Annotated in this window: 12 protein-coding genes; 8 read left to right on the top strand and 4 right to left on the bottom strand. The window is 69.9% G+C overall.

All coding sequences use genetic code 11. The annotated features are described in order from the left end of the window. Positions 1–14 precede the first annotated feature (14 nt). Positions 15–992, bottom strand: a complete 978-nt coding sequence (locus ACIQBL_RS33775) for a DUF3068 domain-containing protein (protein ID WP_401948574.1) — start codon at positions 990–992, stop codon at positions 15–17. A 187-nt stretch (positions 993–1,179) separates the two neighbouring features. Between ACIQBL_RS33775 and ACIQBL_RS33780 the strand changes: the two genes are divergently transcribed. From ACIQBL_RS33780 to ACIQBL_RS33795, 4 genes are all read left to right on the top strand, one after another. Beyond that, on the top strand, positions 1,180–1,332 hold the full coding sequence (locus ACIQBL_RS33780) for a hypothetical protein (RefSeq protein WP_401948576.1): 153 nt from the start codon (positions 1,180–1,182) through the stop codon (positions 1,330–1,332). A gap of 4 nt (positions 1,333–1,336) precedes the next feature. Continuing rightward, on the top strand, positions 1,337–2,608 hold the full coding sequence (locus ACIQBL_RS33785) for a helix-turn-helix domain-containing protein (RefSeq protein ID WP_401948579.1): 1,272 nt from the start codon (positions 1,337–1,339) through the stop codon (positions 2,606–2,608). 167 nt (positions 2,609–2,775) lie between these two features. Beyond that, positions 2,776–3,549, top strand: a complete 774-nt coding sequence (locus ACIQBL_RS33790; protein WP_401948582.1) for an IclR family transcriptional regulator — start codon at positions 2,776–2,778, stop codon at positions 3,547–3,549. Beyond that, a complete protein-coding gene (locus ACIQBL_RS33795) occupies positions 3,546–4,388 on the top strand; it encodes an SMP-30/gluconolactonase/LRE family protein (RefSeq protein WP_401948585.1) in 843 nt (280 codons plus the stop codon). Before ACIQBL_RS33790 ends, ACIQBL_RS33795 begins: the two co-directional genes overlap by 4 nt. A 303-nt stretch (positions 4,389–4,691) precedes the next feature. On the opposite strand, the gene ACIQBL_RS33800 is transcribed toward ACIQBL_RS33795, so the two are convergent. Genes ACIQBL_RS33800 through ACIQBL_RS33810 form a run of 3 tightly spaced genes read right to left on the bottom strand, consistent with a single transcriptional unit; the run spans position 4,692 to position 7,587 of the window. After that, positions 4,692–5,867: an MAB_1171c family putative transporter gene (locus ACIQBL_RS33800; RefSeq protein ID WP_401948588.1), complete on the bottom strand. Its 1,176-nt coding sequence runs from the start codon at positions 5,865–5,867 to the stop codon at positions 4,692–4,694. After that, positions 5,864–7,051, bottom strand: coding sequence for an MAB_1171c family putative transporter (locus ACIQBL_RS33805; RefSeq protein ID WP_401948591.1), 1,188 nt, complete (start codon positions 7,049–7,051; stop codon positions 5,864–5,866). Before ACIQBL_RS33805 ends, ACIQBL_RS33800 begins: the two co-directional genes overlap by 4 nt. Next, on the bottom strand, positions 7,048–7,587 hold the full coding sequence (locus tag ACIQBL_RS33810) for a toxin (RefSeq protein ID WP_401948594.1): 540 nt from the start codon (positions 7,585–7,587) through the stop codon (positions 7,048–7,050). Before ACIQBL_RS33810 ends, ACIQBL_RS33805 begins: the two co-directional genes overlap by 4 nt. Positions 7,588–7,861: 274 nt before the next feature. Between ACIQBL_RS33810 and ACIQBL_RS33815 the strand changes: the two genes are divergently transcribed. The 4 genes from ACIQBL_RS33815 to ACIQBL_RS33830 are packed head-to-tail and all read left to right on the top strand — an operon-like array spanning position 7,862 to position 12,008. Further along, complete coding sequence (locus tag ACIQBL_RS33815; RefSeq protein WP_401948597.1) at positions 7,862–9,220, top strand: extracellular solute-binding protein; 1,359 nt, start codon at positions 7,862–7,864, stop codon at positions 9,218–9,220. Next, positions 9,217–10,158, top strand: a complete 942-nt coding sequence (locus ACIQBL_RS33820) for a carbohydrate ABC transporter permease (protein ID WP_401948600.1) — start codon at positions 9,217–9,219, stop codon at positions 10,156–10,158. Before ACIQBL_RS33815 ends, ACIQBL_RS33820 begins: the two co-directional genes overlap by 4 nt. Next, positions 10,155–11,018, top strand: a complete 864-nt coding sequence (locus tag ACIQBL_RS33825) for a carbohydrate ABC transporter permease (protein WP_401948603.1) — start codon at positions 10,155–10,157, stop codon at positions 11,016–11,018. Before ACIQBL_RS33820 ends, ACIQBL_RS33825 begins: the two co-directional genes overlap by 4 nt. 60 nt (positions 11,019–11,078) lie before the next feature. After that, positions 11,079–12,008 carry an arabinan endo-1,5-alpha-L-arabinosidase gene (locus ACIQBL_RS33830; RefSeq protein ID WP_401948811.1) on the top strand — a complete coding sequence of 310 codons (930 nt, stop codon included), beginning with the start codon at positions 11,079–11,081 and terminating at the stop codon, positions 12,006–12,008. Positions 12,009–12,024: the final 16 nt, after the last annotated feature.

The following is a 12,024-nucleotide window of genomic DNA, read 5'->3' on the forward strand; positions in this document are numbered from 1 at the left end:
GAACTGACGTCACGTCACATCGTGGGCTCGGAACGGGCCGAGTCGGGTGATTCCGGTCGCCGACGCCCTCGTAGCGCCAAAACGCCACCGATCACGGCGAGGACGAATCCGGCCACAGCGGTACCGATCGGCAACGACTGGCCCACCAGGCGCAGTTGGCCGCTCTCCTTCTTCGCCAGTTTCACCTGTTCCTTCTGGGTGGCGGTGGTGAAGGAGAGCTTGTCGGCGTCCAGGAGCAGTACCGCGTCGTAGGCGTGGCCGGGGGCGCGGAGGGTGCGGCGGGGGCCGACCTGGGCGTAGATCACGCGGCCCGTGCGCTGGTCGACGACCAGCTCGATGCCGTGGTTGGAGTACCACTCCTCGGCCAGCACCTGGGGGGAGCCCGGCTGGTCGACGAGGCTGCCCGGTACCAGCCGGGTGCCGATCTTCGTGGGCGGGACCGTGCCCTTGAAGACGTAACCCGAGTAGCCCTGCACCTTCTTGGTGCCGGAGTAACGCAAAGTCACCGTGGAATTGAGGGAGTTGTCCCACCACTGGTAGGCGTGTTTCCGCACGTCGAACGGGAACTTCAGGAAGGCGTCGCCCTCGAAGTAGGGGTTCTCGTGGCAGCAGTGCACGGGCTTGTTGGTCTTACGGTCCGTGACCCAGCGGCTGGGGAAGAACTCCAGCGCGTCGTGCGGATCGGCGGCCGGCAGCGACTTGTCGGTGTCGACGGTCGTGGTGACGTCCCACACCGCGTCCCCGCTCTTCTCGCTGTCCGCGACATCGCCGCGGACCTGCTGGGTCACGGTGATCCGCTTGTCGTCCACGGTCCGCAGCTCGCCGGTGTCGAAGTAGCTGCCGGTGCCCTGGTAGACGGCGGTGGTGTCGATGTTGATCGGGGTCACGGCGGCCCGCGGTTCGACGTACCACGCCAGCATCGGCGCCAGGACCAGCAGAAACGTGCCAAGTCCCAGCAGGATCAGGGAAAGTGGAGAGGCTGTACGGCGCATCCGGGCACTCCAGTGAAGTTTGGTTACGGAGTTCGGGCCGCTCTATGGGCCGGGAACCGTAGACCGCCCCTTGACGGAGTGTCAATGTCTGCCGACACTGGGGCCGACGGGCAGGGGTGGGACGACCTGGGGACACAACCCCCGGGAACTCGGGACACAACCTCGGAACAGAGAGGCCGACCCTGCGATGTCCAGACTGCTCGCCGTCGCGCTCACCATGGCCCTGGCCGCCGCCCTCGCCGTGGGTGCCGCGCTCGGCATCGTCGCGCTGCTCGACGCCAGGCCCGACCAGCCGAACACACCGTTGATCACGTACGAGCAAGCGGGCCAGGGGAGTTGACCCCATGGCCGCTCGACCGGCGACCGCACCACCGGCGACCGTCCGCCCGGCGACCGTGACCGCGCGCTCGGCGTGGCTCGACGTGCCGCGCCACCAGGTGCGCGAGTTCGCCGCGATCGCCCTGGCCGAGGCGCCCGCGCTCGCCGAGGAGATCCTGCGCGAGATCCGCCGCGAGTACCCCCAACTGCCCCTGGTTCTCGACGAGTCGGGCGAACCCATGGCCATGATCGGCATCCGCCGCGCCATCGAGGTCTTCGTCCAGCACCTGGAGACCGCCGAGGGCCGCCCGACCGTACCGCCGGGCGTCTTCCAGGAGTTCGGGCGCGGCGAGGGCCTGCACGGCCGCAGCCTCGACTCGCTCCAGGCGATCTACCGCATGGGCGTACGGCTCGCCTGGCGCCGCTTCGCCGAGATCGGCCAGCGCGTGGAGATCCCGCCGCCCGCGATGTACGAACTCGTCGACGCGGGCTACGAGTACCTCGACGGACTGGTCGACCAGTCCGTGCGGGGGTACGCGGAGGCCGCCGCGAGACAGGCGGGGGAACGGCTGCGGCTCCAGCGCCGGCTCATGGAACTCCTCCTCGCCGAGCACCACCGCGGCGACCCGGCCGAGGCCCTCGCCGAACGCGCCGCCCGGATCGGCTGGCCGCTGCCCGACAAGGTCGCCGTCGGTGTCCTGCTGCGCCCGGCCCGCGAGGCCGTCGCCCCCGCCGTGGGCCAGGAGGTCCTGCTCGACATGGAGTACGAGCAGCCCCGCATGGTCGTCCCCGAACCGGACGCCGCCGGCCGCCCCGACCTGCTGCACCGGGCCCTGACCGGCTGGGCGGGCGCGATCGGGCCCCCGGTGCCGCTGGCCGACGCGGTGAAGTCGGCGCGCTGGGCCGAGGCCGCCGTAGGGCTGATGGAGCGGGGGCTGCTGCCGGCGGGAGGGGTGCTGTACTGCACCGAGCACACCGAGGCGCTGGTGCTGCTCCAGCCCGAGGAGCTGATCGACGATCTCGCGCTGCGGTGTCTTGCGCCGTTGCGGCACTGCGGGCCGACGCACCGGCGGCGGCTCGCCGAGACGTTGCTGGCGTGGCTGGAGACGCGCGGCGGGGCGCCGGAGGTGGCCGCGCGGCTCGGTGTGCATCCGCAGACCGTGCGCTATCGCCTCCGGCAGATCCGCGAACTGTGGGGCGACGAGATCGACCACCCGGACCGCCGGTTCGAGCTCGAACTGGTCCTGCGGGCACAGCGGTTGCGCGGTGAACTGGGTGATCCGAGGGGCGGTCGGTAGTCGAGCGGTCACCCGACCATTGCCCGGGCACCGCGGTATGGCTAGCCTGTGTTCGTTATCCCGATCGTCAGTTGAAATCTCGAACACGCGCGAGATTCGGCAGGCGGTGCAGCACGCGATACAACACTTGGTCCAGCCACTCACAGACACCTAGAAGGGGGCCGGTTGTGGGACGCCTCGTACCTGCCGTGACCCGGGCTCTCGACATTCTCGAGCTCTTCCTCGACGGGGACGGGACGCTCTCCGCCCCCGACATCGTGCGCAAGCTGCAGCTGCCGCGCACCACCGTGCACGAACTGGTCACCACTCTCTCCGCCCGCTCGTACATCGTGCCCGTGCCCGGACAACCCGGACGGTACCGGCTCGGGGTCCGCCCGTACCAGCTCGGGAGCCGGTACGCCGAGCAGCTCGACCTCGCCGCCGAGGGCCAGCAGGTCGCCCGGTCCGTCGCCGAGACCTGCGACGAGACCGTGCACGTGGCGATCCTCGAAGGCACCGACGTCATCTACATCGCCAAGGTCGACTCCACGCACGCCGTGCGCATGGTGTCGGCGGCCGGCCGGCGGCTGCCCGCCCACTGCACCTCCGTGGGCAAGATGCTGCTGGCGTCCCTCCCCGACCCGGAGCTGACCGCCCGCATCCCCGCCGACGCCTCGCTGGTCGCGATGACGCCCAACAGCATCGTGCAGCCGGCCGCCCTGCGGGAGGCCCTCGCCGAGATCCGCTCGCGCGGGGTCGCGGTCGAGAGTCGTGAGTCGAATCCGGATGTGTCCTGTGTGGCCGCTCCGGTCCGGGACCGCACCGGACAGGTCGTCGCCGCGCTCTCCATCTCCGTCCCCATGATCCGCTGGAGCGACGAACGCCGGGTCGAGCTGGAGCAGCTCGCCGTGAAGGGCGCGGCCGAACTGTCGGAGCGTCTCGGGTACCGGAGCGTGGCATGACGTACGAGGTGGCGGTACGGGCCGAGGCCACCCTCGGCGAGGGGCCGACGTGGGACGCGGCGGCCGGGCGGCTGATCTGGATCGACATCCTCGGCTCCCGGGTGCATACGTACGACCCCGCGTCCGGCGCGCGCACGGTCCGGGTGACCGAGCAGCACGTGGGCGCGGCGAAGCCGCGGGTCGGCGGGGGGCTGGTCCTCAATCTCCGGGACGGGGTCGGGCTCCTCGACGAGGACGGCGGGTTCCGGTGGCTGCACCGGGAGCCGGTTCCCGGGCGGCGCGCCAACGACGCGGCCGTCGCGCCCGACGGGGCGTTGTGGGTGGGCACGATGCGGTACGACGAGGCGGCCTGTGGTGGCACGTTGTCCCGGGTCACCGGGGACGGTTCCGTGCGGCTGGTTCTTGACGATGTCGCGGTGAGCAACGGGACGGGGTGGAGTCCGGACGGGCGGCTCATGTACTACATCGACTCGCCCACGCGTCGGGTCGATGTGTTCGAGTACGCGGACGGGCGGGTGACCAAGCGGCGGCGCTTCGCTGAGGTCGAGGTCGGTGCGGGGTTCCCTGACGGGTTGACCGTTGATGCCGAGGGGTGTGTGTGGGTGGCGTTGTGGGGTGGGGGTGCGGTGCGGAGGTATACGCCGGACGGGGAGTTGGAGCGGGTGGTTTCGTTGCCGGTGCCGTTGGTGACCGCGTGTGCGTTCGGGGGGGCGGGGTTGACTGACTTGTACGTGACGACGGCTCGGGTGGGGTTGGAGGCGCCGCATCCTGTTGCTGGGTCGCTGCTTGTTGTGCCGGGGGCGGGGAAGGGGTTGGCGCAGCCTGCATTTGGGGGGTGAGCGTTGAGTTTCGGGCGCGGGCGCGTTGTGGCTGGTCGCGCAGTTCCCCGCGCCCCTGAAGACTTGGCCCCGGCGTGTCTGAAGGGTCCAGCCTCCTGTGCCCTTAAGGACTCGGCCCTCGCGTGTCTGAAGGGTCCAGCCCTCCGCGCCCCTAAAGGCTTGACCCCTGCGTGTCTGAAGGGCCCGGCCCCCTGCACCCCTAAAGACTCGGCCCCGCACGTCTAAAAGGCCCAGCCCCCTGCGCCCTGAAAGGCTCGGCCCCCGCGCGTCCAAAAAGCCCAGCCCCCCGCGCCCCTAAAAACATCACCGCGGCGTTGCCTTCATCGTGTTCTCCGGTATCGCTGTCGTGAGGCGGGAGTGGGCCAGGGCGCGGGCCAGCTCGACCAGGCCGTCCGTGTCGGAGACCTCCGTGGCGTAGAGGCGGTATGTGCTCGGGGTGAGGAAAGGTTCCTCTCGGGCGGCGGCGCGGCGGGCGGCGTCGGCGACCATGGCGGCCTCGGCCGTGACGCGGGCCTCGTGGGCGGAGTGGCCCGCGTGGAGGGCGGCGTCGCGGGTTTGTTCGCGGACGCGGTCGTCGAAGTACGGGGCGAGGGCCAACAGGCCGTCGTGGATGGACACTTCGCGCCAGTGCAGCCGCATCCGGGGGAGCTGCCACAGTCCGCTGGGCGGCTTCGGGGCGATGGACGCGAAGCGGACCTCCGACCACAGCGGGCCCAGGCCGCGCAGGTCGCCCAGGTCGCGCCAGTGCGCGCGGGCCATGGGCAGCAGCCTCGGCAGGGCGAAGCCCGCGGAACAGGTCAGGGCGGCCAGCGAGGCCATCGGCGGGGCGATGCCGGTGGAGAGGAAGTCCAGGTCGTGACCGGTCCAACGGGCCACCACCGCCGTGTACTTGACGAACTGGAAGCCGACCACGTCCAACAGGGTGCCGATGAGGATCAGTTGCAGTCCCGTTTTGAGCAGACCGGTGACCTTGCGGACCCAGGTGACGCACACGGTGCACATCACGAGCGTGGCCGCGCTGTGCCCGAGGAGGTACAGCACGATCATCTCGCGCATGTACGGGGTGTTGGCGTAGTACGTGTCCAGGTCGGTGAGCCGTTCGGTGTTCGGGTTCGCGAGCATGAAGAGGACGACGATGGCGACGATCAGCGCGCCGTAGGCGGCCATGCTGCGCAGCACCATGCGGCGGATCCGGGCGGGGGAGCCGCCCCGCCACTGGATCAGCAGGACGAGCAGGGAGCAGCTGTACGCGGAGAGCATGCCGTAGGTGAGCGGGGCGCCGAAGTTCGTGATGCCGGTGAGGCCGTTGACCGCGCTCAGGGTCGGCGGCGCGGAGCAGACCAGGGCCAGGGAGCCGAGGACGATCGCCGCGCAGGTGGACACGGTCAGCGGGTCGCGCGGGAAGCTCAGGGGGCGGCGCAGCAGGACGGTGCAGGACAGTCCGAAGACGGCGGCGGCGACGTACACCATGAGGCTCATGCCCGGGTGCTCCCTTCCGTCGTGCCGGTGCGGACCCGGGCGGCGGCGACGAGCGGGGACCGGGTCAACTCGTCGGCGATGTGCGGGAGAAGGGCCGTGCCGGGGGCCCGGTCGGGGAGCCGGTCCGGGTCGCCGGCGGGCGCGGGGCGCGGGTCGTCGTGGGTCCGCTCCTCGGCCACGGCCGCGGCGACGACCGCCGCCCACGCGGTCGCCTCGGCCTGCTCCGGGTCGCCCGTGGTGCGCGCCGCGGCCTCCCACGTCCGTTCGTACAGGGCCCGGTCGAAGAACGCGTCCAGGTGGCCGAGCGCGTTGTGGATGCTCGTCTGGCGCCACACCAGCCGGGTGGCGGGGGAGGACCAGCGCGGCCTCGGCAGGCGCAGCGCGCGGCGGGTGAGGAGTTCGTCCAGCTCGTGTTCCAGCGGCCCGAGACGGGCGTACGTCCGCCGCTCCCGCCGCCGTTGGGTCAGCCGGGGGCCGGCCAGCGGGATCAGGACGCCGATGACGGTCAGGACGGCGCCCAGTCCGGCGGCGACCGGCGAGACGGTCGTACCGAGCTTCGTCCAGTCGCGCCCGCTCCACCGCGCGATCACCGCCGCGAACTTGGTCAGGCTGTACCCGGCGCCGCACAGCGAGCCGACGCCCAGGGTGATCAGGCCGGCCCGGAGCCAGCCGCGCACCTGCCGGGCCCAGCGCAGCGCCGACACCGCGGTGACACTGACGGCGGCGAGATGCCCGGCCAGGTACAGCACGATCATCTCGGCGATGAACGGGGTCGTCGCGTAGTAGGTGTCGAAGTCGGTGCGGCGCTCCACGGGGGTGTCGCCGAGCGCGAACATCACGGCGATGCCGACGAGGACGAGGGCGTAGGCCATGATCCAGCGGCGGGCGGTGCGGTGGACGTGCGGGCCGCCCCGCCAGTAGACGATCAGGACCTGCGAGGAGGCGCCGTAGGCGGTGACCGACGCGTAGGTGAGCGGTGCGGCGAGGTTCGGGACGCCGCTGAGGTGGTTGATCGCGCCGACGGTGGGCGGTGCCCCGAGGAGGAAGCAGGCGCCGGCCAGGCCGAGGAACACGCAGATGACGCGGAGATAGGGGTCGCGCCAGTGGCGTATCAGGTCCGGGGCCTTCACCAGCAGGCCCAGCCACAGCAGGCCGCAGCTGAGGTAGTCGATCAGGCCGCTCATTTTCTGGTTCCGCGGTAGTTCAGGGCGGCCCCGATGCGCCCGGCGACCCCCTGCTGCGTTCCGTCGTCGGCTGCGCCGGGGCCGTGCGCGGAGTTCCCGGCCGCCGCGGACTCCAGCCAGGGCCGCAGCCGTCCGCTCATCAACATGCCGAAGCGGTCGGCCTCTTGTTCGTCGGCGAGGCTGAAGTCGGTACGGGCGGCGACGGGTCGGGGGCTGCCGTCGGCGGTCGGCGCGGGAGTGGGCCGGGCGGTCCCCTGGTGCATGTGCCACACCTCGTGGCAGAAGATCACGATCTGGTGCCAGGCGGCGGCGCGCCTGTCGATGACGATGATGTCCTGCGTGTCGCCCTCCAGCCACAGGCCGCTGGCGGTGTGCGGCGGGAACACCTCGCGGCGCACCACGACTTCACGCCCCCGCCAGCGGATGACGGAGTCGACCAGCGCGTCGAACAGGGCCTCGGGATCGGCGGGGACCGGAACGCGCATGGGGTCGATGAGGGTGCCGGCGAACCGCCGCATCTCCTTCTTCGTGCGCACCGCTGCAATATGCCAGGACATACGCCGACTCAGCCACCTCACCGTTGCACAGCCGGTCCGAGATTACGCGCCCACAACTGCCGACGTCATGTCATTCGATGGCCGTTGTGGGACCGGGAACGACCGCTGTGTCCGGAAATCGCCCCCGTGAATGAACGTTGCACTGTGCTCAACCCATTGACGCGGAAGCGCTTCGATTTTACGGTCCCGTTCGAAGTTACGAGCGCCATACGACATTTCGAACACGATAGGACTCCTACTGTAAGGGCAGGGAATGGGACTACCTGACCTCAACCGCAGGCAACTACTGGCCGCGGCGGGCGGCCTCGCGGTCGCCGGCAGCTTCGGTTTCGCGGCCCTCGGCACCGGCGCCGACGCACTCGCGGCGGGCGCCCGCACCCGTGTGACGTACTGGAACCTCTTCAGCGGAGGCGACGGCGGCAACATGGTCGCGATGGTCGACGCCTTCCAGAAGGCCACCCCGGACGTCGCGGTGAAGGCCTCGACACTCACCTGGGGCGGCCCCTACTACACGAAGCTCGCCATGGCCGCCGCAGGCAGCCGCGCACCCGACCTCGCGGTCATGCACCAGGGCCGCGTACCCGGCTTCGCACCCGGCCGTCTCCTTGATCCATGGGACATGGACCTCCTCACCAAGTACGGCGTGAAAGAAGCCGACTTCAACCCCGTGCTGTGGCAGCGCGGCATCGTCGACGGCAAGCTCTACGCCCTGCCCCTCGACATCCACGTCCAGCTGAACTTCTACCGCACGGACGTCTGCGAGAAGGCCGGACTCCTCGACGCCGACGGCAAGTTGCCCTCCGCCACCTCCACCGACGACTGGTTCCGCATCCTCAAGTCGGCCAGGAAACAACTGAAGCCGGGCGTCCAGACCCTCGGCCTGCACGCCAACGACCAGAACTTCTCCTGGTGGTTCTTCGTCGCCTTCTACCAGCAACTGGCCGGAACCTACTTCGACGACGCCCGCACCGACGTCACCTTCGACACCCAGAAGGCCACCCGGGTACTGGAGTTCTTCCGCCAGCACGTCACCGACGGCTACGCGGTCGTCGGCGAGGCCGACGCCGAGGCGTTCCTCGCCGGATCACCCTTCACCTGGGAGGGCGACTGGTCGGTGCCGTACTACAGCGGGGCGAAGGTCGCCTACGGCGCCCAGCCGCTTCCGCCCGTCTTCGGCACCCCGGCCACCCACGCCGAGTCGCACTCCTTCGTCCTGCCCCACCAGTCCGACCGCGGCGGCGCCGCCAACGAGGGCGCCCACCGGCTCGCCGCCTACCTGGTCACCCACGCCACCGCCTGGGCGGGCGGCGGCCACGTCCCCGCCTACCTCCCCACCTTCAAGGACCCGGCGTACCTCGAGCTCACCCCGCAGGACGAGTACTCCAGACCCGCCATGGAACACCCCGCCACCGAACCCCACATCTGGTTCGCCGGCTCCACCGGCATCCTCGCCCAGCGCCTGGGCCCGGTCATCGCCGCCTCCAACCTCGGCTCCACCAAGCCGGAAGCGGCGGCCCGCAGGATGAAGTCCGCCCTGGAACAACTCCTCGCGATGAAGAACCCCATGGACGGCCGCACCGCCGCCCAGGAGCTGACGGGAGCCGGCACATGACCGCCACCGTGGCCACCGCCACCACCCCGCGCCCCCGCACGACCACCGCCGCCGACTCCGCCCGCCTCCGCTGGGGCCGCCGCTTCCAGCACGGCGGCTGGTTCGTCGCCCCGTTCTTCGTCCTCTACGGCCTCTTCGTCGTCGTACCGGTCGTCCGCGGCCTCTACCTCAGCTTCACCGACGCCAACATCTCCGGCGACCACACCAGCTTCATCGGCCTCGCCAACTACCGCGAGGCCCTCCAGGACGACCTCGTGTGGTCCTCGCTGTGGCACAGCGTCAAGTTCACGCTGTGGGTCGTTCCGATGATCGTCGTGGTGGCGTTGCTGATGGCACTGCTCGCCCACCACACCGTCCACTTCAAGTGGCTGTGGCGGCTGTGCTTCTTCGCCCCGTTCCTGCTGCCCTCGGCGGTCGTCGGCAACCTGTGGTGGTGGCTGTTCCAGCCCACCAACGGCATGGTCAACCACGTCCTGGGCCTCCAGACCCCCTGGCTCGCCCAGAAGTCCACGGCCATGCTGGCGGTCGTCATCGCCACCCTCTGGTGGACGGTCGGCTTCAGCTTCCTCCTCTACCTGGCCGCCCTCCAGAACATCCCCCAACACCTCTACGAGGCGGCCGAGTTGGACGGAGCGGGCCCCTTCCAGCGCCTTCTCCACATCACCGTGCCCAACCTCCGCAACATCACCGGCCTGGTCCTCGCCCTCCAGATCCTCGCCTCGCTCCAGGTCTTCGACCAGGCCGTCGTCATGTACCAGTTCGGCCCAGGACCGGAGGAATCGACCCGCACCTTCGTCCAGTACACCCTCGAACAGGGCTTCACCAGCTACCGCGTGGGCTACGCCTCCGCGATCTCCTTCATCCTGTTCCTCGTCATCGCGGCCGTGGCCCTCGGCCGGATGTGGCTGCTCCGCCGACGCGAGGAGGACGCCCGATGACCACGACCACACCAACTCCCGTACGACGCAAGCGCCGTGGCGCCTGGAGCCCGGCCCAGATCGCCCTGACGACGGTCGCCGCCGCCCTCTCCCTGATCTGGCTCTCCCCGCTGGTCTGGGCCCTGTCCACCTCCCTCAAGACCCCGGCGGAGTCGGTCGAGTCCCCCCACTGGATCCCGAACCACCTCACCCTGGAGTCCTGGAGGGGCGTCCTCGACGCGGGCAACATCCCCAACTGGTTCGTCAACTCGGTCGTCGTGTCGGTCTGCGTCACCGTGCTCGTGCTCCTGGTCGCCTCGCTCGCGGCCTACGGCTTCGCCCGCACCGAGTTCCGCGGCAGGAACGCCCTGATGGCGCTCACGATGGCGGGCCTGATGTTCTCCCCGGCGATCCTGGGCGTACCGCTGTTCACGACGGTCCAGTCGCTCGGGATGGTCGACACGTACTGGGGCATGATCCTCCCGCAGTGCGCCCCGGCCGCGATGGTCTACATCCTCTACAAGTTCTTCCAGTCACTGCCGAAGGAGCTGGAGGAGGCCGCGTTCATCGACGGCGCGGGCCGCTGGCGGATCTTCTTCACCATCGTCCTGCCCCTGTCCAAACCGTCCCTCTCGGCGGTCGGCATCTTCACCTTCATCGCCTCCTGGAACAACTTCATCTGGCCCTACATGGTCACCAACAACCCCGACCTGATGACCATGCCCAACGGCATCGCCACCGTGCAGAACGCCTTCGGCATCGTCTGGCCCCAGCTCATGGCCGGCGGCCTCATCGCCGGCCTCCCGCTGATCGTCGTGTTCGTCTTCGTCCAGAGCCAGATCGTGCGGGGCGTAGCCCACACCGGTCTGGCAGGCCAGTAACTCACCGACGGAGGTACTGAGTTGAAGAGCCTGAGACTTACGACCCTGATCACCGCGGCGATGTTCGCGCTGCTCCCCACCACGGCCAGGGCCGACGTCACCTACCCCGACCCCCAGCCCGTCACCGGCCAGCAGATCATCCACGACCCCACCGTCATCCACCTCAAGTCCGGTGGCTACGTGGCCTATTCGACCGGCGGCGTCATCGGCGCCCGCACGTCGAAGGACCGGGTCCAGTGGGACGACGCGGGCAACGCCTTCGCCGCGCCCCCGAGTTGGTGGTACGACTACAACGTGACCGGCGACCCCTGGGCCCCCGACCTCTCCTACCGCGCCGGCCGCTACTGGCTCTACTACGCGGTCTCCTCCTGGGGCACCAACCACTCCGCGATCGGCGTAGCCACCTCCCCGACCGGCCTCCCCGGCACCTGGACCGACCATGGCGAGGCGTTCACCTCGGAGACCACGGACGCCTGGAACGCCATAGACCCGGCCGTCGTGCAGGCCGACGGCAGACTCTGGATGGCGTTCGGCTCGTACTGGACGGGCATCCGCATGGTCCAACTCGACCCCGGGACGGGCAAGGCGCTCGCCAACGCCCCCGTGGAACACCTGGCGACCCGCCCGGACGCGCCGTACGCGGTGGAGGGCGCGTATGTGCTGAAGCACGGCGCCTACTACTACCTCTTCGCGTCGTACGACGCGTGCTGCGCGGGTGTGAATTCCACGTACAAGATCCGGGTGGGCAGGGCGACGACGGTGACAGGCCCGTACGTGGACAGCACCGGTAAGCCAATGCTGGACGGCGGCGGCGACCTGCTCCTGGCAACCCACGGCCGCTACATAGGACCGGGCGGCGAATCCATCTTCCAAGACAAAGGTAAGGATGTCTTGGCATACCACTACTACGACGGAGAGGATGCAGGCACCCCGAAGCTGGGGCTCAACACCCTGAGCTGGACAAGAGACGGCTGGCTTCTTCTCAAGTAGGCACCCCTCCGAAAGG

The sequence above is a fragment of the Streptomyces sp. NPDC088350 genome (genome assembly GCF_044753545.1).
In the GTDB taxonomy this organism is placed as follows: Bacteria; Actinomycetota; Actinomycetes; order Streptomycetales; family Streptomycetaceae; genus Streptomyces.

Bases quoted from the DNA above. Each gene is read 5' to 3' on its own strand.
- ACIQBL_RS33775 (WP_401948574.1), bottom strand. From the start codon at position 992: ATGCGCCGTACAGCCTCTCCACTTTCCCTGATCCTGCTGGGACTTGGC.
- ACIQBL_RS33820 (WP_401948600.1), top strand. From the start codon at position 9,217: ATGACCGCCACCGTGGCCACCGCCACCACCCCGCGCCCCCGCACGACC.
- ACIQBL_RS33825 (WP_401948603.1), top strand. From the start codon at position 10,155: ATGACCACGACCACACCAACTCCCGTACGACGCAAGCGCCGTGGCGCC.
- ACIQBL_RS33785 (WP_401948579.1), top strand. From the start codon at position 1,337: ATGGCCGCTCGACCGGCGACCGCACCACCGGCGACCGTCCGCCCGGCG.
- ACIQBL_RS33780 (WP_401948576.1), top strand. From the start codon at position 1,180: ATGTCCAGACTGCTCGCCGTCGCGCTCACCATGGCCCTGGCCGCCGCC.
- ACIQBL_RS33795 (WP_401948585.1), top strand. From the start codon at position 3,546: ATGACGTACGAGGTGGCGGTACGGGCCGAGGCCACCCTCGGCGAGGGG.
- ACIQBL_RS33830 (WP_401948811.1), top strand. From the start codon at position 11,079: ATGTTCGCGCTGCTCCCCACCACGGCCAGGGCCGACGTCACCTACCCC.
- ACIQBL_RS33800 (WP_401948588.1), bottom strand. From the start codon at position 5,867: ATGAGCCTCATGGTGTACGTCGCCGCCGCCGTCTTCGGACTGTCCTGC.
- ACIQBL_RS33815 (WP_401948597.1), top strand. From the start codon at position 7,862: ATGGGACTACCTGACCTCAACCGCAGGCAACTACTGGCCGCGGCGGGC.
- ACIQBL_RS33805 (WP_401948591.1), bottom strand. From the start codon at position 7,051: ATGAGCGGCCTGATCGACTACCTCAGCTGCGGCCTGCTGTGGCTGGGC.